Here is a 21,879-nt window from a genome sequence, read left to right as displayed (position 1 = left end):
TTTGGCGCAGCCTCAAATCGATTGAGCTGGCGCGCCTCAGCGCTTGTCGGGACCTTCGCGCGCCGCGATCTGCTCGACGAGATCGACGATCGAGCGGCGCATCTTCGAATCAGTGATTCGCGTGAACGCCTTGGTCAAAGCGAGTCCTTCGGAGGTCGCGAGGAAGTCCGAGACGTAAGAGGGCGAGGCGCCTTCCGCGAAGCCGTTCGGGCCGGCCACACCGCTCGGTCCGCCTTCGAACAGGAACGACACCGGCACCTGGAGAATTTCGGCAATCTGCTGGATGCGGCTCGCGCCGACCCGGTTCGTGCCCTTCTCGTATTTCTGGATCTGCTGGAAAGTCAGGCCCAAAGCTTCACCGAGCTTTTCCTGGCTCATGCCCAACATGATGCGGCGCATGCGCACGCGGCTGCCGACATATTTGTCAACAGGGTTGGGCGCTTTCGACATTTCCTCAGCCTCCAAACACCACCCTCAGCGCAATCGACGGAATGCCTCAGGTGCCAGCATCATAAAAATCAGACCCTGTTATTGGGAAACATTGCGGAGAAATTTAGCAATGCCCACTGTCTTTTGCAGCTGGTGCAGAATGAGGAACCCGCGTGCAGTCTGTCAACCGTGGGACCACGGTTGTCAAAGGATTCCGGCCGCTTCGGCGGTGACGGCGGGATCAGGGGTGCCGTTTGGCCACACGTCGGCGGACCGCGAGAAGCACGGCCAGCGCGACGAGCACGGCCGCGGGCACGTCGCCCACCCGTGCATAGATCGTCGGCGGGATCGCGGCGGGCAGGCTTGCATCCAAAATGCCTTCGACGCCGAGACCGAGGCTGGCGACGGTTCGCCCCACCGGATCGATCACCGCGGAGATGCCGGTATTGGCGGAGCGGACCAGCGGCAAGCCGAGTTCGATCGCGCGCATCCGCGCCTGCTCCAGATGCTGATAGGGTCCGGTCGAGATGCCGAACCAGCCGTCATTGGTGAGGTTCACGATCCAGCCCGGACGTTCGTTGCGACCGGCAACCTCGCCGGGAAAGATCGCTTCGTAGCAGATCAGCGGCAGCGCTGACGGCGCGCCGGGCATCGGCAGCGCGTGCCGCACGGTGCCGGCGATGAAGCCGCCGCGCACACGCGTGAGCTGCTCGAAGCCGAGCTTCTCCATCAGATCCTGGTAGGGAAGAAATTCTCCGAACGGCACCAGGTGCAGCTTGTCGTAGACCGCGAGCACGCTGCCGTCGTGATCGATCACGTAGATCGAATTATAGGCACGCGTGATCGGCGTTCCCCGCGGCAGATCGGGCGCGCGAACCGAGCCCGTGATCAGCACCGTGCCCTTCGGCAGCAGCTCGGCGATCTCGGCCATCGCGTCGGCTTCGCGGGTCAGGAAGAACGGAAAGGCGGATTCCGGCCAGATCAGGATGGTGGCATCGCGCACGCCGGTCGATTGCGGTCCGGAGGCGCGGTCCGACAGCGCCAGGTATTTCTTCATCACCTCCGTCTTGGCGGCGTAGTTGAACTTCGCGTCCTGCTGCAGGTTCGGCTGCATCAGGCGCAGCTTGGCGCCCGCGACCATCGTGGTCGGATGCAGCGACAGGCGGATCGCGCCGAAGATGCTCATGGCAATCAGAAGCGCGACTGCCGCGGCCGGCGCGCGCCACGCCACGCGGCGATCGGGCGTGCGGTCGATCAGCGTCGCGGGGCTTGCAAAGATCGCAACAGTCAGGAACGTCATGCCCCACAGGCCGATCAGCGACGCCGTCTGCGCCAGCGGCAACGGCTCGGACAGCGCATAGCCGAACGCGTTCCAGGGAAAGCCGGTCAGCGCGTGACCGCGCAGCCATTCGGCGATGGTGAGGCTTGCCGCGAGCGCAAGCACGCGCGTGGCGTTCTTGGTCCAGAGCAGGCGGGCGAGCGCAAATCCGATCGCCGTGAAGATGGAAAGATAGGCCGGCAGGCCCAGCACGGCGAACGGCGTCAGCCAGGCGAACACATCGGCGTCGACGAAGAAGGCATAGCCGATCCAGTAGAGGCCGGGGACGAAATAGCCGAGCCCGAACCAGTAGCCGGTCAGCGCCGCGGCGGGGATGCCGCGGTATCGCCCCGCGCCGGCGCCGTCGATCAGCCAGACCAGCACCGGGAAAGTGATGAACAGCACGGGGAAGAGATTGAACGGCGCCAGCGCCAGCACCGACAGCGCGCCGGCGGCCATGGCGACGAGGGCGCGCTTCCATCCCCAGGTGAGGATGATGGCAAGCGCAATCTGCCGGAGTCGCTGGAACGCGCTCACTGCGGGCCGGTCCCGTCGCTTGGCGGCGGGGTCGGCGTGTCACTGGCCGGCGGTTGACCGCTCTCCGGCGCGCTCTCGCGGCGTCGGCTCTCGCGCTGGGTGCGCGGCGCGGGGCGTTCCTTCCGCGTCGAGATGCGCAGCCGCTTGACGCGGCGCGGATCGGCATCGAGTACCTCGACCTCATAGTTGCCGGGGCCCGAGATCACCTCGCCGCGCACCGGCAGGCGCCCGACGAAGCTGACGAGATAGCCGCCCAGCGTCTCGACTTCCTCGCCGGCCTCGCCGGTGACGAAGTCCGCGCCGATCACGGTGCGGACGTCATCGAGGCTGGCGCGGGCGTCGGCGATGAAGGCGTTGTCGGGCAGGCGCACGATCGAGGGCGGCTCGTCGCTGTCGTGCTCGTCGTCGATCTCGCCGACGATCTGCTCGACGATGTCCTCGAGCGAGACCAGCCCGTCGCTGCCGCCATATTCGTCGACCACCAGCGCCAGGTGGATGCGCGTGGCCTGCATCTGCGCGAGCAGGTCGATCGCCCGCATCGACGGCGGCACGTAGAGCAGCTTGCGAATGATGCGCGCGTCCTCGAGCGGCATCGCGAGATCGACGGTACGAAGGTCGAGGCCGGCCGGCAGCGGCTTCTTGCGCTTGGTCTTGGTGGCGTCCGACACGCGTGCCCGCGCGGTCATGAACGCGAGCAGGTCGCGGATGTGGACGATGCCGACGGGATCGTCGAGCGTCTCGTTGTAGACGACGAGGCGCGAATGGCCGGCGCTTTCGAAGCGGTCCATCAGCTCGCCGAGCGGAATGTCGCGCTTCACCGCGATGATGTCGGCGCGATGCACCATGACGTCGGCGATGCGGCGCTCGTGCAGACCGAGGATGTTGCGCAGCATGGTGCGCTCGACGGCGGAGAAGCCGGTGTCGTCGGGCGTCGAGGCGTCGAGCACGACCTGGAGATCGTCGCGCACCGACCCCGCCTTCCAGCCGAACAGCGTGCGGATCGCGCGCAGCAGCCAGCCTTCGGCGGTCGGACGCAGCACCTCGCCGGGTGCCACCACGACCGGCAAATTGGGCGTGTTGCGGGGATTGTCGTGGATCGGGTCGGAATCCGGCATCTCAGTGCGTCCCCAGGCGGTCGGCATAGGGATCGGGAATGCCGAGATGGGCCAGGATCTGCGTCTCCAGCGCTTCCATCTCCTCCGCGTCGTCGTCGTTCTCGTGGTCGTAGCCGATCAGGTGCAGGAAACCGTGCACGGCCAGATGGCTCAGATGGTGGTCGAACGGCTTCTTTTCCTCGTCCGCCTCGCGCCGCATGGTCTCGTAGGCGATCGCGATGTCGCCGAGCATGCGCGGCGCATCGCCTTCCTTCCATTCGCCCTCCGGCTGGAGCGCGGGAAACGACAGCACGTTGGTCGGCTTGTCGATGCCGCGCCAGTTGCTGTTGAGCGTGCGGATGCCGGCATCGTCGGTCAGCATCACCGCCACTTCCGCCTCCGCGACGTCTTCGTCGACACTCTCGGCGGCGGCCGCGACCGCGCGCTGGATCACGGCTTCGGAATCGGGTTCGCGCTGCCAGCAATCGGCGACGACGAGGACCTCGGTCATGGGAAGGTTGGGGTGTGACATTGTCTTTGTTCGGAACGAAAAGGCGCTCGCGTCCGCGCCCATATGGTCCGGTTGTTGTCCCGTCAGGATTTACCGGCGGCCGGCCGCTGCGGCTGCCCTTCATAGGCGGAGACGATCCGCGCCACGAGTTCGTGGCGGATCACGTCCTCGGCTTTGAAATGAACTTGTGCAATGCCTTCGACGCCGTTCAGCAGGCGGGTTGCCTCGGCGAGGCCCGAGGTCTGGCCGTTCGGCAAGTCGATCTGCGAGGGGTCGCCGGTGACGATCATGCGGCTGTTCTCGCCGAGGCGGGTCAGGAACATCTTCATCTGCATCGACGTGGTGTTCTGCGCCTCGTCCAGGATGATGGCGGCGTTGGTCAGCGTGCGGCCGCGCATGAAGGCGAGCGGCGCGATCTCGATCTCGCCGGTTTGCAGCGCCCGCTCGACGATGCGTGCGTCCATGAGGTCGTAGAGCGCGTCGTAGATCGGGCGTAGATAGGGATCGACCTTCTCACGGAGATCGCCGGGCAGGAAGCCGAGCCGCTCGCCGGCTTCCACCGCCGGGCGCGACAGGATGATCTTGTCGACTTCCTTGCGCTCGAACAGTTGCGCGGCATGCGCGACCGCGAGCCAGGTCTTGCCGGTACCGGCAGGTCCAATGCCGAACACCAGTTCGTGGCGCTTCAGCGCGCGGATGTAGGAGTCCTGCGCGGCGGTGCGCGCGCGCACCGGGCGTTTGCGCAAGTTGATGCTGTCGAAGGTCGTTTTGGCCGATTTGGCGTCGAACTCGAACAGGGAGCCCTGTGCGATCACGGCGCGGATCGCGCCCTCGACCTCGCCCTGGTCGAGATCCTGCCCCTTCACCGCCTGGGCGTAGAGCACCTCCAGCACGCGGCGCGCGGCATCGCAACCGTCGCGCGTGCCGCCGATGGTGATGTGGTTGCCCTTGGAATCGACGACGACGCCGAGCCGGCGCTCGATCTGCGCGAGGTGCTGGCCGTAGGGGCCGACCAGTGCGGATGCGGCGCGGTTGTCGTCGAAGTCGATGACGACCTGGGTTTCGGGCGGAACTTGCATGTCGCGGTCAAATTTGCGGCTGGGAGCGATAGAAGACGAATCCGATGCGCTTTTTGGCAAGGGTTCAGGCTCCAGTGGCGATGGGTGATAAAGCGGGCTCGCGCGCAACGCGCGGTGTGACGAGCTCCCCGAGGAAGCTGTAGCGTTCGAGGCTGTCGATCCGCACCGGAAGGATTTGTCCGATGATGTCGGGTGAGGCCATCACATGCGCGGGCTGGAGGAAGGCGGTGCGGCCGACGATCTGGCCGTCCTTGCGCGCCGGACGCTCGAACAGCACGTCGACCGTTGAGCCAATCGCGGCCTTGTTGAAGGCCGATTGCTGGCTGTCGATCAGTTCCTGGAGCCGCTCCAATCGCTGGTCCATCTCGGCGGGGGACACCGTCTCCTGCATGTCCGCGGCCGGCGTTCCCGGCCGGGCGGAGTATTTGAACGAATAAGCGGCAGCGTAGCCGATTTGCGTGACAAGCGCGAGGGTGGCGAGAAAATCTTGCTCACTTTCACCCGGGAATCCGACGATAAAATCTGATGAAAAAGCAATGTCTTGGCGCGCGGCCCGGAAACGGTCGATGACACGCCGATAATCATCGGCGGTATGTTTGCGGTTCATGGCGGCCAGAATCCGGTCCGAGCCCGACTGCACCGGCAGGTGCACGAACGGCATCAGGGCCGCGAGATCGCGATGGGCCGCAATCAGGCTGTCATCGACGTCGCGGGGATGGCTGGTCGAATAGCGCAGCCGCGCGATGCCGGGAATCCCTGCCAGGTGTTCGAGCAGCCGGCCAAGTGGCCAGCTTTTTCCGTCGGGTCCGTCGCCGTGATAGGCGTTGACGTTCTGCCCGATCAGCGTGAGCTCGCGCACGCCGTTGTCGGCGAGCCGCTTCACGTCGTCGACGATCTTCGCGACAGGGCGGGAGACTTCCGAACCTCGCGTGTAGGGCACGACGCAGAAGGTGCAGAACTTGTCGCAGCCTTCCTGCACCGTGACGAAGGCGGAAATGCCGCGCGCGCGGATCGCATCGGGTTTCGGCTGGGCCAGGAAGCTGAACTTGTCGGCCGCGGGAAATTCGGTCTCGATCGCGCGGCCTTCGTTGCCGGCCCGCTTCAGCAGCTCCGGCAGGTGATGATAGCTCTGCGGGCCGACCACGACGTCAACCACCGGCGCCCGGCGCACGATCTCCTCACCCTCGGCCTGCGCCACGCAGCCTGCGACGGCGATCTGCATCGCGCGGCCCCCGCGGGCGGCCTCGTCCTTGGCGACGCGCAGCCGGCCGAGCTCGGAATAGACCTTCTCGGAGGCCTTCTCGCGGATATGGCAGGTGTTGAGGATGACGAGGTCGGCGTCCTCGGCGCTGGCCGTCTCCACGAATCCTTCCGGAGCCAGCGTGTCCACCATGCGCTGGGCATCGTAGACGTTCATCTGGCAGCCATATGATTTGATGTGCAGCTTGCGCGGCGGCGTCATGGAACCCGAAAATGGAGGTGGAGGACGGCCTTCAGATATAGGCTGGAGGGGGGAAAATCCAGCGAATGGAGCCCGAGGCGGTCATTCCGGGGCGCCCGCAAGGCGGGCGAACCCGGAATCGCTCCAAAAGCACGGGATTCCCGGTTCACGCACCTTGCGCGTGCCCCGGAATGACGAGCAAGGGGGCGAAGTCAGCCCGCCAAAGCGTCCGCCTCGACCCGCCGGACCAGCTCCGGCAACTGCCGCATATCGTCGAACGTCAGTCCGGCGCCGGCGGCCCGCAGCCTTTCGGCGTGCCCCGGCGGGCAATGGCTGCCGCCGTGAAAGCCCAGCACGGTCATCCCGGCGGCGTGCGCGCCGGTCACTCCGGGAAGGCTGTCCTCGATCACGAGGCAGCGCTGCGGGGCGACCTTCATCTGCGCGGCGGCAAACAGGAACAGGTCGGGCGCGGGCTTGCCGCGGGCGACCTGGCTCGCGGAAAAGATGTTCGGCGCGAGCAGGTCGTAGAGCCCGGCGCACGTCAGGCCGTGATGGATCTTCTCCGGCGTGCCGCTCGATGCGACGCATTTCGGTAGATCGATTGCGGCGATCGCCGCGGCCACATGGGTGATCGGCTGCAAATCGCTGGCGTAGAATTGCAGCGTGGCCGCATTCACTTGGCTCTCCAGATCGTCGGGGAGGCTGCGGCCGATTTCCTGCTCGACCATCCGCCGCGCGTCCTTCTCGGATACGCCGAGAAAGCGGATTAGCACCTGCTCCGAGGTGATCGGATAGCCGTGGCGGGTCAGCACATCCGCATGCGCGCGACAGGAGATCACCTCGCTGTCCACGAGCACGCCATCGCAGTCGAAGATGATGAGATCGACGGGCACTTAGCTTGTGGGCTTGTCGTCGTCGAGCGGGACGCAATAGAGCTCGAGCCGGTGGTCGACCAGCTTGTAGCCGAGCTTGCGCGCGATCTCCGCCTGGAGCTTCTCGATCTCTTCGGAGGTGAACTCGATCACCTTGCCGTCGCGCAGATTGATGAGGTGGTCGTGATGGCTGTCGCGCATCGTCTCGTAGCGCGCGCGTCCCTCGCGAAAGTCATGGCGTTCGATGATGCCGGCATCCTCGAACAGCTTGACGGTGCGATACACGGTCGAGATCGAGATCTTGTCGTCGACGGCGACGCAGCGGCGGTATAATTCCTCGACGTCGGGATGATCGACTGCCTCTGCGAGCACGCGGGCGATGACGCGGCGCTGCTCGGTCATGCGCATGCCGGTGGCGGCACAGCGCGCCTCGATGCCGGACGCCTTGGATGCAGAAGAAGGTTTCAGTGCGGTCATGATCTGTCTGCCTGACGGGGCGTTTTCTGCCATCAATGTTACGACAAGTCACGCCGCATCAGAAGGGCGTTCAATTGTTCCCCGTTCGGCTGTTTATAGTAGCGTTCGCGGCGTCCGACCACCATGAATCCGCACCTTGCGTAGAGCCGCCGTGCCGGCTGGTTGTTTTCCTCGACCTCGAGAAATATCGTGCGCACGCCGCGCCCGGCGAGGTGGCCGAGATGGCTCATCAGCAGCGTGTGGGAGAGGCCGCGGCCGCGATGGGCCTGGTCGACCGCGATCGAGAGGATCTCCGCTTCGTCCGCGCCGATCCGCGACACCGCAAAGCCGATGGTCTTGCGGCCGAGGCGCAGCCGATGCACCAGCGTATTGCGCTCGCTCATCATGCTCTCGAATTCGCCTTCGCCCCAGCCGCGCGCGAAGGAGGCGCCATGAAGCTGCGCGAGCCGCGCGGCATCGCGCGCGGAAGCCGGCTCGACGGCGGCCGTGCCGCCGCGCCACCATTCCGACAGCCATCTCATCATGGGGTTGCGGCTTGAGCTGCGAGCGACGGCAGTGCGGTCGGTTTTGCGTCGGGCGCCTTCAGATAGAATGGCCGCGCCGGATTTGTCTCGGGATCGGCGGCAGCGCCAAGCCATGCGACCCAGCCGATATCGGGCGCGGGCTGCGCGTCGACCGCGACCGGCTGCGGTGCATCCTTCGGCCAGCGATCGGCAAGGATGTTTGCGGCATTGCCGACCAGATGCGGTGCGCCGAATTGCGAGGCCGCGATCGCCTCGTCGACGGAGACGACGCCCGGCCGCACCAGCTGGCTGCCGTCGCCGGCGACGATCTGGAAGTAGACGTGATCGTGCCGCGCATCGATAGCGGAGATGACCGGGGCCGATTTGCTCTGGCCGACGACGGTGGCGGCATAGGCCGACAACGTCGTCAGCCCGACGGCCGGCCGCTTGGCCGCGAGTGCAAGGCCGCGTGCCGCCGAAATGCCGACGCGGAGGCCCGTGAAGCTTCCCGGGCCGACGGTGACGGCGATTCGGTCGAGCGCGGTGAAGGAAAGATTGGCCGATTGCATGACGCGCGCGATCATCGGCATCAACGCCTCGGCGTGGCCGCGCTTCATGAGAAGCTGCTCCTGCGCAAGCAGCTCGCCGGCGTCGGTATCGAGCACGGCGGCCGCGCACGCCTCGAGCGCGGTATCGATGGCAAGGATCAGCATGAGAACGCGAATGGCGAGTGGCGAATAACGAGTAGTGTAGCGAACCACGCGCCAATCCGCCATTCATCACGCACTATTTGCAGGCCTCCAAAATGCCCCACGCAAGCTGTCATTCCGGGATGGTGCGTCAGCACCAGACCCGGAATCTCGAGATTCCGGGCTCGGTCCTTCGGACCGCCCCGGAATGACGGCTTCGTCGTCACATCGGCCGGACTTCGACCACGTCGGGCACGAAGTGCTTGAGCAGGTTCTGGATGCCGTGCTGGAGCGTCGCGGTCGATGACGGGCAGCCGGAGCAGGCGCCCTTCATGTTGAGATAGACGATGCCGTCCTTGAAGCCGCGGAAGGTGATGTCGCCGCCGTCATTGGCGACCGCCGGCCGCACCCGGGTCTCGATCAGGTCCTTGATCATGTCGACCGTCTCGGCATCGGCCTCGTCGAAGAACTCGTCCTCGTCGTCGAGATCGGCATCGCTTTGCGCCGCGCCGTCGGCGAGCAGCGGCGCGCCGGACATGTAGTGCTCCATGATGGCACCGAGGATCGCGGGCTTGAGCTGCTGCCATTCACCGTTCGCCTTGGTCACGGTGATGAAGTCCGATCCGTAGAACACACCGGTAACGCCGGGCACCTCGAACAGCTTTTCGGCGAGCGGTGAACGCGCGGCCGATTCGCGGCTCGAAAATTCCATCGGGCTGCCGTCGACCACGACGCGGCCGGGAATGAATTTCAGCGTGGCGGGATTGGGGGTAGCTTCGGTTTGAATGAACATGGTTTTCTCCAGACGTCGCCGGTTCAAGGCCGGCGCGCAAGCTATCCACTAGCAGATGGCGACGGGGAACGCACGATCAAGGGGCGAGATGGCCGTTCCGTTGTTATATCAGTGGGTTAAGGTGCCAAGATATTCCAACCTCGTCATGGCCGGGCTTGTCCCGGCCATCCACGCCTTACTTCGCGGAAGCAAGAACGTGGATGCCCGGGACAAGCCCCGGGCATGACGAGCGCCCGGCCTACGACAGCGAATCCACGCTTTGGTCGCTCAGCGCGCCGGAGATGATCGTCACCGGCACCGGGAACGTGCCCAGCTCATGCGCGAGCAGCGCGACCAGGGGTCCCGGACCTTCCGCGCCGGGATTGGCGGCGAGCACCAGCATGGCGATGTCGGGGTCCTCGTCGATCACCGCGAGCAGCTGTTCCATCGCGGCCCCTTCGCGAATCACCCGCTCCGGCGTGATCGCGGCAATGCCGTTGGCGCGGCCGGCGGCGCGGTCGAGCGCGGCTTCCGCCGCCTCATGCGCCTCGGCGCGCATGATGTCGGCGACACCAAGCCATTCCTGGGTCTGCTGCTCGGGCTCGATGATGCGCAGCATCACCACCCCGCCGCCGGCGCGGATCGCCCAGCGGCTGGCGTAGTAGACCGCGCGGTCCCATTCGGCGGTGTCGTCGACGATGACGAGGCATTTGGGCTTGTGACCCGGCTCGAAGCAAAGTCGCTTGCTGGTCATGCATGTCCCGGCGTGTGCGCGGCCGGCATGCTGCCACACTCCCGCAACGTTTGGGAGAGGGGAAGCGGCCGACGCCGGCGCGCCGGCCGCGTTTTGCGAATGCGACAATCAGCGCCGGCGGATGAAGCCGACGATGTCCTTCGAGAGCTTCATGGTCTCGTCGGCGATCGCGCGGGCCCGGTCGGAACCCTCGTTCAGGATCGCGTCGATATGGCCGGGGTCGGCGACGAGGCGCTTCATCTCGCCGGCAATCGGCGCGAGCTTGGTGACGCACAGCTCCGCCAGCGCGTTCTTGAAGCTGGAGAACTGTCCGCCGCCGAAATCCCTGAGCACGTCGGCCTTGGAGCGGTCGGCGAGCGCCGCGAAGATGCCGACGAGATTGTCGGCCTCGGGCCGGGCTTCCAGGCCTTTCTCCTCGGTCGGAAGCGGCTCCGGATCGGTCTTCGCCTTTCGGATCTTCTGCGCGATGGTGTCGGCGTCGTCGGTGAGGTTGATGCGCGAATTGTCCGAGGCATCCGACTTCGACATCTTCTTGGTGCCGTCGCGCAAGCTCATCACGCGCGTCGCCGGGCCCGTGATGAAGGGTTCCGGCAGCGGGAAGAACATGCCGTCATTGGTGCCCTGGGCGCGGATCGAGTCGCCGAAGTCGTTGTTGAACTTCTGCGCGATGTCGCGCGAGAGCTCGAGATGCTGCTTCTGGTCCTCGCCGACCGGCACGTGGGTGGCGCGGTACAGGAGGATATCGGCCGCCATCAGCACGGGATAGTCGAACAGCCCGACGGAGGCGTTCTCGCGGTCCTTGCCGGCCTTCTCCTTGAACTGGGTCATGCGGCCGAGCCAGCCCATGCGCGCGACGCAGTTGAATATCCAGGCGAGCTCGGCATGACCCGAGACCTGGCTCTGGTTGAACACGATGTGCTTCTTTGGATCGATGCCGCTGGCGATGAACGCGGCGGTCACCTCGCGGGTGTTGCGCGCGAGCTCGACCGGTCCGCCCCAGACGTCCACGCCCTGCGTGATCGCGTGCATGTCGACGACGCAATAAATGCAGTTATGGGTTTCCTGCATCTTCACGAAGTTGACGATCGCGCCGAGGTAATTGCCGAGATGCAAATTGCCCGTCGGCTGGACGCCCGAGAAGACCCGTTCAACGAATGGCATGGCAAGCTTTCCTGGAAGGTACCGGCCGTCGTTTCCAACAGCGGCGCTGCCTCGTCAAGGGCAATTCGATCATCCTGCGCGCCGAGGTCGGGCTAGGCGGGCCGCCTCAAGGCGGCAGCCGCCTCGCGCCAGGAGGCCGCGCCGAGGATTTGCAGGAGCAGGCCGTAGACGGCGATTCCGGCCGCGATCTGCACGCCCAGCACGATGAATTTGATGACGCCATGCGCGTCGGGCGGCACCAGGCCCGCGGTCAGCCAGAGCAGGGCGCCCATGGCGGAAGCGGCGAGCACGATCCGCGGCAGTCGCCTGCGGGCGGCGGTGTCGACCGAGAAGCCGAATTCGCCCGTGCCCTTCCGCAGCAGCGAGAGCGCGCTGCTCCAGGCGCCGGCCGCGATACTCGCGGCGATCCCGCTTGCGCCGAAGAAATGGCCGAGCAGAACCGCAAGCGCGACCGCGACCACAAAACCCTTGGCCGTTGCGAGCAGCGGCGTCATCGTGTCGCTGCGGGCATAGAAGGCCGGTGACAGCGCCTTGATCAGCACGTGGGCCGGCAGGCCCAGCGCCAGCCACATCAGCGCGCGCGCGGTGGCCGTGCTGTCATCGGCGCCGAAGGCGCCATGCTCGAACAGCAGCCGCACGATCGGCTCGGCCAGCACGATCAGGCCGAGGGTTGCCGGCAGCGCGAGCCCGGTCGCAAGTTCCAGCGCGCGCGATTCCGCATGCGCCACCGCGTCGCGGTCGCCGCCGGTGACGGCGCGCGTGAGCTCCGGCACCAGCACCGTTCCCATGGCGACGCCGACGATGCCGAGCGGCAGCTCGATCAGGCGGTTGGCGAAATAGAGCCAGGAGACGGCAGAGGGCGTCGCCGAAGCGATGATCGCACCGGCCACCATCAGCCATTGCGGGCCCGAGCTTGCGATCATGCCGGGAATGGCCTTGGCGAAGAAGCCGCGCATCTCCTTGTCGAAGCTTGCGCGCAACGGTGCGGCAAGCCGTCCGCTTCGCTGCGACAGCAGCATGGCGAGTTGCAGTAGCCCGGCGATGCCGACGGTCGCCGCCAGCATCCACGCGGCGGAGGTCGCATCGGCATGCCAGACCAGCAGCGTCGCGATTGCGGCGATCAGGGCGATGTTGAACAGCAGCGGCGAGAACGCCGTGAGCGCAAAACGCCCCTGCGCGTTGAGCAGCCCCATCAGCACGGTGACGGGGCCGGCGAAAGCGAGATAGGGCAGCATCAGCCGCGCGTTCTGGACGGCGAGATCGAGGCTGCTGCTACCGAGAAATCCCGGCGCGATCACCGTGATGATCAGCGGCATCAAGAGCGCAATGACGAGCGAGATTGCGATCAGGGCCGCGCTGACCGTGCCGAGCACGCGTCCCGCGAACGCGGAGGCGGCCGCCTCGCCGTCGCGATCCCGGACGCGCAGCCAGGCCGGGATCAGCGCCGCGTTCAGGGCCCCTTCGCTGAGCAGCCGCCGCACCACGTTGACGAGCTGGAATGCCGCCAGAAAGGCATCCGCCACCGCGCCGGTGCCGAGCAGGGCGGCAATCATGGAATCGCGCGCAAAGCCCAGCAGTCGCGAGGCCAGTGTTCCCGTCGAGACGGTCAGGAAGGAGCGGATCATTGCGCGTGCATAATACCGTGGCTTGCCCGCGAAGGCCGGGTCGTGATAGGCCGCGAGCCAGATTTCAGGCCGACAGGAAGCGGATTTTCCCGGCAATCGCAATCCGCCAAACAGGATCAAGGTGAATGGCTGACGTGAAATATGACGTTCTCGGGATCGGCAACGCGCTGTTCGACGTGCTGGTCAGGACCGACGAGGCTTTTCTCGCCAAGCACGGCATGACCAAGGGCAGCATGTCGCTGATCGACGAGGCGCGGGCCGCCGCCATCTACCAGGATATGGGCCCGGCGACGGAAGTCTCGGGGGGATCTGCCGCCAACACCATCGTCGGCATCGGCAGCCTCGGTGCGCGTGCCGCCTATGTCGGCAAGGTCAAGGACGACCAGATCGGCAAGCTCTACGTCCACGACATCCGTGCCGCCGGCGTTGCCTTCAACACGCCCGCCGCGAAGGATGGTCCCGCCACCGGCTGCTCCTACATCCTGGTCACGGGCGATGGCGAGCGCACCATGAACACCTATCTCGGCGCGGCGCAGGATCTGTCGCCGGCCGATATCGATCCGGCCGAGATCGCGAGCGCCGGGATCGTCTATCTCGAGGGCTATCTCTGGGACCCCAAGAACGCCAAGGAGGCCTTCGTCAAGGCGGCCAAGATCGCTCATGACGCGAGGCGCAAGGTGGCGCTGACATTGTCGGATTCCTTCTGCGTCGATCGCTATCGCGACGAGTTCCTGTCCTTGATGCGCAACGGCACCGTCGACATCGTCTTTGCCAACGAGTCCGAGCTGCATTCGCTCTACATGACCTCGGACTTCGACACGGCGCTGAAGCAGCTGCGCAACGACGTCAATCTCGGCGTGGTCACCCGCAGCGAGAAGGGCTGCATGGTCGTCTCGGCGGAAGACGCCGTCGCCGCGCCGGCGGCTCCCATCGCCAAGCTCGTCGACACGACAGGCGCCGGCGATCTCTTCGCCGCCGGCTTCCTCTATGGCCTGGCGCGCAACCTGCCGTACAAGCAGTGCGGCGAGCTCGGCGCGCTCGCGGCCGCCGAAGTGATCCAGCACATCGGCGCGCGTCCGCAAGTGTCGCTGAAGGAGCTGGCGGAGCAGCGCGGGCTGACGGCGTAACGCAAGCCCGCGCCTCGCTCTCCGCTGTCATCGCCCGGCTTGACCGGGCGATCCAGTACTCCGAGACGCCTGTGATTTATTGAGAAGCCGCGGCGTACTGGATCCCCCGCCTTCGCGGGGGATGACAGTCGTCGTGTGGTGAGAGCCGTGCGCGAAGTCGCCCCCTCACGCCGCCTTCTGCCCGCTCCCCGCATCGAGCCCGGCATAGACGCCGCGCTCGAATCCCGCGAACGCCTCCAGGCACTTTCCGTCCGCGAACGGCAACACCTGCATCAGGATCACGCCGGTGACGTCGCGCGCCGGGTCGATCCAGTAATAGGTGTTGGCGAGGCCCGCCCAGGCGAGGCTGTTCGGGCTGCGGCCTTCCGGCGTCTTGGCGGTGTTGATGAGGAAGCTGAGGCCCCACTTCTTCACCTGGTCCGGATAGAGGTCGACGTCGTTGGTGTACATCGGCGCCACCGAGGTCATCTTGGTGACGTTGAGATCGCCGATGTGGTTCTGCCCCATCGTTGCGACCGTCTCGGCCTTCAGCACCTGGTTGCCGTTGCCGCGGCCCTTGTTCAGGATCATCTGCGTGAACCTGATGTAGTCGGCCGCGGTCGAATAGAGGCCGCCGCCGCCCATGCAAAATTCCGGCGCCTGCTCGAGCTCGAACGGGATCGCGCCGAGCTGGCCGTCCTCGCCGCGCGCATGCATGCCGACCAGCCGTTTGCGCATGTCGTCGGTGATCTTGAAGCCGGTGTCGCCCATGCCGAGCGGGGCGAACAGATTGTCGCGCAAATACGCGTCCAGCCGCTTGCCGCTGACGGCTTCCACCGCCTTGCCGACGAAATCGATATTGGTGCCGTATTCCCAGCGCGTGCCGGGATCGGAGGCGATCGGCGTCTTCAGCGCGGCGTTCTGGCAGGTGATGATACCCGGCGTTCCGGTCTTCTCGAGATAGATGCCCATATTGCCGTTCCACATGTCGTAGCAGAAGCCGGCGGTGTGGGTCATGAGCTGGCGCAGCGTGATCGGTCCCTTGGCCGGCCGCAGCTTCGGCTCGCCCTTGGCGTCAAAGCCTTCGAGCACCTGCGGCTTGGCGAGGTCGGGCAGCACCTCACCGATCGGCGCGTCCAGCGACAGCTTGCCTTGCTCGACCAGCTGCATCGCGCCCGCTGCGGTCACAGCCTTCGTCATCGATGCGATCCAGAACACGCTGTCCGCTGTCATCGCGTCGGGCTTGGACAGATCGCGCTTGCCGAACGCGCCCTGATACAGCACGTCGTTACCGCTGGCGGCGATCGCCACCACGCCGGGAATCTCCTTGGCGTCGCTTGTCTTACGCAGAACCTCGTCGATCTGGGCTTGGCTTTGCATACGCGTTTCCTCCGGTTTGATTATTGTTGGAAGTGATCGATTGTCCTCCTGCATGCCCCGCGCGGCAAGCGCGTCGCGATGTCTCCGCCGGTCGCGATGTCGTGACTTGACGACCCGCGCCGCGCGCAGGACGACAGGGTCGTCTGAACTGAAACACTCCGTCACAATCTGGGGTGGATGGCCGCAACGAACCGTGACCGTGGACGGGCTCCGGCGATATGTTTCGCGTGTTTGAAGCACTTGAAACATTTTGTGCGTCGCGGCGTTTGGCAACGGGCCCAATCAGCCGCGGACGTTAGGACTTGATACAAATTTGGCGGCCGGCACCGGCCGCGAGGGGGACCTCTGATGATTTCAACCTGGAGCGAATGGAAGCGCTATCCCCGTCCCGGACGGGGCGACAATCTCGAGGCGCCGATCTCGCCCGGCATTTACGAGGTCCGCATCGCCGGCAGCGGCGCGCTCTATTCGTTCGGCGCGGTCGACAATCTGGCGCAGGCGCTGGCGCTGCTTCCGGTCGGCTCGAAATCGTGGTTTGGCCGCCGCGACACCACGGGCGTTCCCGATCTCGAATATCGCACCTGTGCGACCTCCTCGAAGTCCGACGCCAAAGCCGCCGCCGAGCGCATGATCGGCCGGCGCGAGACCTATATGAGCGGCGCGGCCTGAGCATGATCCGGACCCGAAGGGCCGCGTTAGCGCAAAGTGTGCAGCGGTTTTCCGGAAAGATCATGCTCAAACAATAAGTTCGCCGCTACGAGCTTAGCTCCCATCTGATGTGCGTTGCGGGGCGGTGCATTACGCGCCGTCTGTCCCTATATTCCGGGCCGATCCGATCGCGCTCCGAGGAGTAACGCTATGACCCCGACTGCCGCCGCACGCGCCCAGCACGCCACCGCCACCCTGCGCGACCGGTTGAAGGACCCGTCGCTGCTGAAGGAGGCCTGCTACATCGACGGCGCCTGGGTCGGCACGCCGGTCTTTGCCGTCAACAATCCCGCCACCGGCGTCGAGCTTGCGAAGGTTCCACAGCTTGGTGCGGACGATACGACCAAGGCGGTCGAAGCCGCCGAGCGGGCCTTTCCCGCCTGGGCCAAGCACACCGCCAAGCAGCGCTCCAACATTTTGCGCAAATGGTTCGAGCTGATCATCGCCAATCGCGAGGACCTTGCGCTGATCCTCACCTCCGAGCAGGGCAAGCCGCTCTCCGAGGCATTGGGCGAGGTCGACATCGGCGCCGCCTATATCGAGTTCTTCGCCGAGGAAGCCCGCCGCGTCTATGGCGAAACCATTCCGACGCAACGTCCTGATGCGCGCCTGCTCGCGATCAAGCAGCCGATCGGCGTCTGCGGTGCGATCACGCCGTGGAATTTCCCGAACTCGATGATCACGCGAAAAGTCTCGCCGGCGCTGGCGGCCGGCTGCACCGTGGTGCTGAAGCCGGCCAACGAGACGCCGCTGTCGGCGCTGGCGCTGGCCGTGCTCGCCGAGAAGGCCGGCATCCCCAAGGGCGTACTCAACATCATCACCGGCGACGCGCCGCCGATCGGCAAGGTGCTGTGCGAGCATCCGGCGGTGCGCTTCGTCGGCTTCACCGGCTCGACCGCCGTCGGCAAGATTCTCTACCAGCAGGCCTCCGTCGGCGTGAAGCGGCTCGGCCTCGAGCTCGGCGGCAACGCGCCCTTCGTGGTGTTCGACGACGCCGATATCGATGCGGCGGTCGAAGGCGCGATCGTCTCGAAATACCGCAACATGGGCCAGACCTGCGTCTGCGCCAACCGCCTCTACGCCCAGGACAAGATCTACGACGAGTTCGTGCAGAAGCTGTCGAAGAAGGTCGCGGTGATGAAGATCGGCGACGGCACAGAAGCCGGCGTGACGCAGGGCCCGCTGATCAACCTGAAGGCGGTCGACAAGGTCGAGCGCCACATTGCCGACGCCGTGAAGCGCGGCGCCAAGGTCGTCACCGGCGGCAAGCGCAGCGAGCTCGGACGCTCCTTCTTCGAGCCCACGGTGCTCGCCAACGTCAAGCCGGATTCGCTGGTGGCGCAGGAGGAAACCTTCGGCCCGCTCGCGCCGGTGATCCGCTTCAAGGACGAGGCCGACGTCATCGCGATGTGCAACGCCTCGCCGTTTGGGCTCGCCTCCTACTTCTATTCCCGCGATCTCGGCCGCGTCTGGCGTGTCGCCGAAGCGCTGGAGTCCGGCATGGTCGGCGTCAACACCGGCCTGATCACCACGGAAGTCGCGCCGTTCGGCGGCGTCAAGGAAAGCGGCTTGGGGCGCGAAGGCTCGCGCCACGGCATGGAAGAGTATGTCGAGATCAAATACGTGATGATGGCGGGGGTCTAACCGGCAATCGATGCTGCGCGCCGGCGATTTGAACTCGCCGGCGCGAATGCATCAGCGGCACACGTAGGCGCCGTTCACATATACGCGGACGCATGCTGTGCCGACCGCTGCCGCGCCTACCGCCGCTCCCCCTACGACCGCGCGCCGCGTGGTTCGACGTGCGACGCCGGCGACGCTCGCCGGGGTTGCCGGTCGTCCGACCCTGGCTTCAGCGGCTTGAACGACGAGCGTGATGCCGTCCTCGTGTGACCAATTGATCGAGCCGAAAATTCCACAGCCTAGAACGGCTGCAACAAGTAGCATTCGCTTGGTGCCGGCCAGCTTCATGGCAATCTCCCTCGGGTATCAAAGCCGAGCGATCAGCATTCTCTGGTCATTTGCTCCCGGCTTGATCTGGATCAATGGAGCACAGGAATTGCAAAGCGGCTTGCTCGCTGTTGCGAGGCGTGCGCCGTCTGGCAAAGGTGCAAGATGCGGGAGGCGGCTCGAAAGCCGCCTCCCGCTGATGCGACTGTGCCATTACTGACAGCGATACATGCGGCCGTCCTCCATCTTGGTCAGCGTACCGGGTGTGCAGACCATGCCGTTTCGCCTGCGCCAGTCCTCCGGCGAGTAGGCGTAAGACGCGTAAGGACCGCCGCCCGCATAATAGCCCGGACCGGCCCCCCATCCAGGTGACGTTGCGGCAATCGCGGCGGCTGTGCCAACCGCTGCGACACCTGCTCCGACACCGTAGGCGCCGGCACCATATACGGCGCGCCGTGTCTGTCGACGCGCCACGCCGGCAACGCTCACGGGAGTCAGCGGGCGACCGACCCGCGCCTGTGCACTGTCGACCGACATCGAGACGCCGTGCTCCTCAGACCAGGCGAAGGAGAACAACGTCGCGCAGGCGAAGGTCGAGACTGCTATTGCAATTCTTGTCGCGCATGTACGTGTCATGTTTTTTCCTCCATTGCTGTCTTCCAAATGCGCTTTCGCTGTCCGGGGGCCGTTGCGCGGTCCCTGGCGGTCTTCTCGCGCTGGTCTGGAGCGGCGTGCAACCGACGCCGTTTGCGCGCGGCGCAAGCGGCGGCCCTTGCGATAAGAGAAGCTTCATCGGAGGCACGCCGTATCGTACTCGGAGAGCAATGGCAGGCAGGATCATATTGCAGATCGGCGACGCCCGCTATTGTCCCAATGCACCGCAATGGGTCACGCCAACTGCCTCATTGCAATGCTTGGTGGCGCAATCTCATGAGACGGAAGTGCCGTAGCCCGGACTGCGTTTCGCTCCGTCCGGACTACGCGGTCGTTACCGCCGCAGCACCGCGATCGTCCTGTTCGCAAATGTCAGTCGCTCGGCCATGACCGACACGAAATAGGTCAGCAGCTTGCGGCTGAGCGCGGGGGCCTCGTCCCTGATCGCGTCGAACTGGTGCGTGTTCAGCACGTAGAGCACGCTGTCGACCTCGGCCTGGATCGTCGCGCTGCGCGGCGTCTGCGACACCAGGCCCATCTCGCCGATCGTGGTGTAGCGCCCGAGGCTTCGGACCCGCGTCATGCCATTCTGCTCCGCGGGGATCATGATCCCAACGCGGCCGTCGAGGATGAAGTGCATGGAATCGGCGGCATCGCCGGCCTGCACGATGATTTCGCCGGCCTCGACCTCGAGGCGCTGGCAGCGGCGGATCAGTTCGTCGGCATCGTCCTCGCTGTCGAGAATCCCTGCGAACCAGTCGCGCAAATTCGCCTCTTCCTGCGCCAGGCCCTGATGCTGCGCGATGAGCTCGTTCTCGCACCACTCCAGCGCATGATCGAGCTCGGGAATGACGGTGACGCCGTCGCCGAGGAAATCGCTGGAGCGCAGCACCTTCTCGGCCGCGGCTGGCAGGTGCACCAGGATCAGCTCGACGCCGAGGTCGCCGGCGCTGCGCTTGATCTGGGCAAAACTGTAGGCGGCCGACGAATCGACGCCGGTGACGAGCTTGAAGTCGAACAGCAGATAGCGGCACTCCGGGCGTTCGTGCAGCAGTTTCTTGACGTGCTGATAGAGCCGGTTGGCGGACCCGAAGAACAGATAGCTCTGGAGATTCAGGCCCTGGATCTTGCCGCCATGAGCGAGCAGCACCTCCTGGTCGTCGCGCGAGCGATCGAGCGAGGAGCGATATTCGGCGCCGTCAAAACTGTATTTGATCGATTCGACCCGCGCCGCGCTGAATGCGAAGGTCGCGCAGCCGATGATCACGCCGATCAGGATGCCCGGCACGAAACCCCAGATGACGATGATCGCGATGATGGCGACCAGCGACAGATATTCGAGCTTCGAGAGCCGCTTGCGCGACTCGATGAGCCATTTGTGGAGCTGATCGGCGCCGAGATAGAGCAGCAGGCCGCCGAGCACGAATTTCGGCATGAAGCCGAGCAGCTCCGGTGCGATCGCGAGCATCAGCAGTGATATGGCCGCAACCGTGAAGCCGGACAGGCGTCCGCGGCCGCCGCTGCTGAAATTGAGGATCGAGCGGCTGACCGAGATGCAGCCGGCATAGCCGGCGAGCGCGCCGGACAGGATATTGGCGGCGCCGGTCGTGTTCAGCTCCCGCTCAAGATTGGCCTCGCGGTGAACGGCGACCTCGATGCCGGTGGTGTTGAACAGGGTGCTGGAGGCGCTAACGAAGATGACGGCGACGACGTTGCCGAGCAGGTCCGGCACGGCGAACCACGGATAGTGCGCGAGGTCGTCGATGTGCCAGGGCAACATGAAGGTCGCCGGCGGCGGCGGCTGGAACATCCAGCCCAAAGCGCGCGCCTCCTCCGGCGAAATCCCGGCGATCCAGAACGCCAGATGCGCGGCGAGCATGCCGCCGACCAGGATGATCGGCAACCCGAACGCGTTGCGCGAGCGGTGCCACGTCAGATAGAGCACCAGCGCCATCGCGCAGGCGGCGCCCAGCTCCGACATCGTGACGCCGTTGGTGAAGCGCGGCAGGGTGGCAAACTGCACGGGACGATCGGTGATCACCCGGATCGCGCCCATCACGATCAAGAGCCCGGTGGCGCCGAGAAAGCCGCCGATCACCGGATAAGGCACGTAGCGGATGGCGCGGCCCATCCGCGTCAGTCCCAGTCCGCACAGCACGATCCCGGTCAGCATGGTCGACAGGCCGAGCGTGATCAGGACGGGCGAGAGCAGCGGCGCCGACAGATTGGCCGCTTCAATGCGTTCGACCAGCGAGGCGGCCAAGATGCCCGTCACCGCGGCGGTCGAGCTGTCGGGGCCGGCGACCGCGAAGGGCAGGGAGCTTCCCAGCCCAATGACAGCCGCAAGGACCGCGGAGCTGATGAAAGTCGCGGCGATGCCGTAGGACAGATAAGGCGACAGCGGCCCGGTGAAGATCAGCAGCGCGTAGGATAGCCCGAAAGTGACGGCCAGGACGCTGGCGGCGCTCCCGCCCAATATATCATTCAGCGCACGCCTGAGGGCCGGGTTGAAACGGGCAGCCGGACTGAAAATAATTGCTGGATCGGTCACGCGGTTGCGCTCGCCCCTGAAAAAGTCCCGTCCGAGACGTAGACGACTGCGGACTTAGCGCAACAGGATTCTAGTAGCTATGAAATATCCGACAGTTTCGGCGATGGCATGTGAACGGCCAATCATGCGTGAAGAAATAGAGCCGGACGGACAATGCCGGAGCGGCGCACCGACCCCCTCCACGTCATTGCGAGCGTAGCGAAGCAATCCAGAATCCCTCCGCGGAAAGACTCTGGATTGCTTCGTTGCGCTCGCAATGACGAGTTTG

The 21,879-nt window shown here is 65.5% G+C and carries 20 protein-coding genes and 1 pseudogene; 3 read left to right on the top strand and 18 right to left on the bottom strand.

Annotation, left to right across the window (positions count from 1 at the left end):
* Positions 1–36 precede the first annotated feature (36 nt).
* The 14 genes from AAFG50_RS41420 to murJ all read right to left on the bottom strand — a co-directional run bounded on the left by AAFG50_RS41420 (position 37) and on the right by murJ (position 13,262).
* Positions 37–450 carry a helix-turn-helix transcriptional regulator gene (locus tag AAFG50_RS41420; protein WP_027546813.1) on the bottom strand — a complete coding sequence of 138 codons (414 nt, stop codon included), beginning with the start codon at positions 448–450 and terminating at the stop codon, positions 37–39.
* A gap of 220 nt (positions 451–670) precedes the next feature.
* On the bottom strand, positions 671–2,284 hold the full coding sequence (gene lnt, locus AAFG50_RS41415) for an apolipoprotein N-acyltransferase (protein WP_028172524.1): 1,614 nt from the start codon (positions 2,282–2,284) through the stop codon (positions 671–673).
* A complete protein-coding gene (locus tag AAFG50_RS41410) occupies positions 2,281–3,399 on the bottom strand; it encodes a hemolysin family protein (protein WP_028172525.1) in 1,119 nt (372 codons plus the stop codon). Before AAFG50_RS41410 ends, lnt begins: the two co-directional genes overlap by 4 nt.
* Position 3,400: 1 nt before the next feature.
* Positions 3,401–3,910, bottom strand: coding sequence for an rRNA maturation RNase YbeY (gene ybeY / locus AAFG50_RS41405; RefSeq protein WP_028172526.1), 510 nt, complete (start codon positions 3,908–3,910; stop codon positions 3,401–3,403).
* Positions 3,911–3,972: 62 nt separating this feature from the next.
* The gene (locus tag AAFG50_RS41400; protein WP_011083616.1) at positions 3,973–4,968 is read right to left on the bottom strand and encodes a PhoH family protein; all 996 of its coding nucleotides are present in this window, start codon (positions 4,966–4,968) and stop codon (positions 3,973–3,975) included.
* A gap of 64 nt (positions 4,969–5,032) precedes the next feature.
* Complete coding sequence (miaB, locus tag AAFG50_RS41395) at positions 5,033–6,430, bottom strand: tRNA (N6-isopentenyl adenosine(37)-C2)-methylthiotransferase MiaB (RefSeq protein WP_028172527.1); 1,398 nt, start codon at positions 6,428–6,430, stop codon at positions 5,033–5,035.
* A gap of 191 nt (positions 6,431–6,621) precedes the next feature.
* Positions 6,622–7,302 (bottom strand): HAD family hydrolase, encoded by a 681-nt coding sequence (locus tag AAFG50_RS41390; protein WP_028172528.1) that lies wholly within the window; start codon positions 7,300–7,302, stop codon positions 6,622–6,624.
* Complete coding sequence (locus AAFG50_RS41385) at positions 7,303–7,758, bottom strand: Fur family transcriptional regulator (protein WP_011083619.1); 456 nt, start codon at positions 7,756–7,758, stop codon at positions 7,303–7,305.
* Positions 7,759–7,796: 38 nt separating this feature from the next.
* On the bottom strand, positions 7,797–8,282 hold the full coding sequence (gene rimI / locus AAFG50_RS41380) for a ribosomal protein S18-alanine N-acetyltransferase (protein ID WP_028172529.1): 486 nt from the start codon (positions 8,280–8,282) through the stop codon (positions 7,797–7,799).
* A complete protein-coding gene (tsaB, locus tag AAFG50_RS41375; RefSeq protein ID WP_028172530.1) occupies positions 8,279–8,974 on the bottom strand; it encodes a tRNA (adenosine(37)-N6)-threonylcarbamoyltransferase complex dimerization subunit type 1 TsaB in 696 nt (231 codons plus the stop codon). Before tsaB ends, rimI begins: the two co-directional genes overlap by 4 nt.
* A gap of 199 nt (positions 8,975–9,173) precedes the next feature.
* Positions 9,174–9,743, bottom strand: coding sequence for a NifU family protein (locus tag AAFG50_RS41370; protein ID WP_028172531.1), 570 nt, complete (start codon positions 9,741–9,743; stop codon positions 9,174–9,176).
* 238 nt (positions 9,744–9,981) lie between these two features.
* The gene (locus AAFG50_RS41365) at positions 9,982–10,476 is read right to left on the bottom strand and encodes a universal stress protein (RefSeq protein WP_028172532.1); all 495 of its coding nucleotides are present in this window, start codon (positions 10,474–10,476) and stop codon (positions 9,982–9,984) included.
* 108 nt (positions 10,477–10,584) lie between these two features.
* Positions 10,585–11,637: a tryptophan--tRNA ligase gene (trpS, locus tag AAFG50_RS41360; protein ID WP_028172533.1), complete on the bottom strand. Its 1,053-nt coding sequence runs from the start codon at positions 11,635–11,637 to the stop codon at positions 10,585–10,587.
* A gap of 92 nt (positions 11,638–11,729) precedes the next feature.
* Positions 11,730–13,262, bottom strand: a complete 1,533-nt coding sequence (gene murJ, locus AAFG50_RS41355; RefSeq protein WP_028172534.1) for a murein biosynthesis integral membrane protein MurJ — start codon at positions 13,260–13,262, stop codon at positions 11,730–11,732.
* Positions 13,263–13,387: 125 nt separating this feature from the next.
* On the opposite strand from murJ, the gene AAFG50_RS41350 reads away from it, so the two are divergent.
* The gene (locus AAFG50_RS41350) at positions 13,388–14,389 is read left to right on the top strand and encodes an adenosine kinase (protein ID WP_011083626.1); all 1,002 of its coding nucleotides are present in this window, start codon (positions 13,388–13,390) and stop codon (positions 14,387–14,389) included.
* A 165-nt stretch (positions 14,390–14,554) separates the two neighbouring features.
* Here AAFG50_RS41350 and AAFG50_RS41345 read toward each other — a convergent pair whose 3' ends face one another.
* The gene (locus AAFG50_RS41345) at positions 14,555–15,748 is read right to left on the bottom strand and encodes a serine hydrolase domain-containing protein (RefSeq protein WP_028172535.1); all 1,194 of its coding nucleotides are present in this window, start codon (positions 15,746–15,748) and stop codon (positions 14,555–14,557) included.
* Between the two features lie 348 nt (positions 15,749–16,096).
* Between AAFG50_RS41345 and AAFG50_RS41340 the strand changes: the two genes are divergently transcribed.
* Together AAFG50_RS41340 and AAFG50_RS41335 are read left to right on the top strand one after the other, a co-directional pair.
* Positions 16,097–16,417, top strand: coding sequence for a hypothetical protein (locus AAFG50_RS41340; RefSeq protein WP_011083628.1), 321 nt, complete (start codon positions 16,097–16,099; stop codon positions 16,415–16,417).
* A 189-nt stretch (positions 16,418–16,606) separates the two neighbouring features.
* Complete coding sequence (locus AAFG50_RS41335; RefSeq protein WP_028172536.1) at positions 16,607–18,100, top strand: NAD-dependent succinate-semialdehyde dehydrogenase; 1,494 nt, start codon at positions 16,607–16,609, stop codon at positions 18,098–18,100.
* A gap of 51 nt (positions 18,101–18,151) precedes the next feature.
* Here the strand turns inward: AAFG50_RS41335 and AAFG50_RS41330 are convergent, their stop codons facing one another.
* The 3 genes and pseudogenes from AAFG50_RS41330 to AAFG50_RS41320 all read right to left on the bottom strand — a co-directional run bounded on the left by AAFG50_RS41330 (position 18,152) and on the right by AAFG50_RS41320 (position 21,611).
* Positions 18,152–18,427: a hypothetical protein gene (locus AAFG50_RS41330; protein ID WP_011083630.1), complete on the bottom strand. Its 276-nt coding sequence runs from the start codon at positions 18,425–18,427 to the stop codon at positions 18,152–18,154.
* 423 nt (positions 18,428–18,850) lie between these two features.
* Positions 18,851–19,042: pseudogene (locus AAFG50_RS41325) on the bottom strand (hypothetical protein); the annotation flags it as partial.
* A gap of 352 nt (positions 19,043–19,394) precedes the next feature.
* Positions 19,395–21,611, bottom strand: coding sequence for a SulP family inorganic anion transporter (locus AAFG50_RS41320; RefSeq protein ID WP_028172537.1), 2,217 nt, complete (start codon positions 21,609–21,611; stop codon positions 19,395–19,397).
* Positions 21,612–21,879 lie beyond the last annotated feature (268 nt).

This window comes from Bradyrhizobium sp. B039 (assembly GCF_038965675.1).
GTDB classification, from domain to species: domain Bacteria; phylum Pseudomonadota; class Alphaproteobacteria; order Rhizobiales; family Xanthobacteraceae; genus Bradyrhizobium; species Bradyrhizobium diazoefficiens.
Note: the sequence above shows the minus strand (reverse complement) of the source record. Positions and strands in the feature narration are given on the sequence as shown.

Excerpts from the sequence above, each read along its gene's own strand:
- AAFG50_RS41420 (WP_027546813.1), bottom strand. The coding sequence starts at position 450 with ATGTCGAAAGCGCCCAACCCTGTTGACAAATATGTCGGCAGCCGCGTG.
- AAFG50_RS41410 (WP_028172525.1), bottom strand. The coding sequence starts at position 3,399 with ATGCCGGATTCCGACCCGATCCACGACAATCCCCGCAACACGCCCAAT.
- ybeY (WP_028172526.1), bottom strand. The coding sequence starts at position 3,910 with ATGTCACACCCCAACCTTCCCATGACCGAGGTCCTCGTCGTCGCCGAT.
- AAFG50_RS41400 (WP_011083616.1), bottom strand. The coding sequence starts at position 4,968 with ATGCAAGTTCCGCCCGAAACCCAGGTCGTCATCGACTTCGACGACAAC.
- miaB (WP_028172527.1), bottom strand. The coding sequence starts at position 6,430 with ATGACGCCGCCGCGCAAGCTGCACATCAAATCATATGGCTGCCAGATG.
- AAFG50_RS41385 (WP_011083619.1), bottom strand. The coding sequence starts at position 7,758 with ATGACCGCACTGAAACCTTCTTCTGCATCCAAGGCGTCCGGCATCGAG.
- rimI (WP_028172529.1), bottom strand. The coding sequence starts at position 8,282 with ATGATGAGATGGCTGTCGGAATGGTGGCGCGGCGGCACGGCCGCCGTC.
- tsaB (WP_028172530.1), bottom strand. The coding sequence starts at position 8,974 with ATGCTGATCCTTGCCATCGATACCGCGCTCGAGGCGTGCGCGGCCGCC.
- AAFG50_RS41370 (WP_028172531.1), bottom strand. The coding sequence starts at position 9,743 with ATGTTCATTCAAACCGAAGCTACCCCCAATCCCGCCACGCTGAAATTC.
- AAFG50_RS41365 (WP_028172532.1), bottom strand. The coding sequence starts at position 10,476 with ATGACCAGCAAGCGACTTTGCTTCGAGCCGGGTCACAAGCCCAAATGC.
- trpS (WP_028172533.1), bottom strand. The coding sequence starts at position 11,637 with ATGCCATTCGTTGAACGGGTCTTCTCGGGCGTCCAGCCGACGGGCAAT.
- murJ (WP_028172534.1), bottom strand. The coding sequence starts at position 13,262 with ATGATCCGCTCCTTCCTGACCGTCTCGACGGGAACACTGGCCTCGCGA.
- AAFG50_RS41350 (WP_011083626.1), top strand. The coding sequence starts at position 13,388 with ATGGCTGACGTGAAATATGACGTTCTCGGGATCGGCAACGCGCTGTTC.
- AAFG50_RS41345 (WP_028172535.1), bottom strand. The coding sequence starts at position 15,748 with ATGCAAAGCCAAGCCCAGATCGACGAGGTTCTGCGTAAGACAAGCGAC.
- AAFG50_RS41340 (WP_011083628.1), top strand. The coding sequence starts at position 16,097 with ATGATTTCAACCTGGAGCGAATGGAAGCGCTATCCCCGTCCCGGACGG.
- AAFG50_RS41335 (WP_028172536.1), top strand. The coding sequence starts at position 16,607 with ATGACCCCGACTGCCGCCGCACGCGCCCAGCACGCCACCGCCACCCTG.
- AAFG50_RS41330 (WP_011083630.1), bottom strand. The coding sequence starts at position 18,427 with ATGAAGCTGGCCGGCACCAAGCGAATGCTACTTGTTGCAGCCGTTCTA.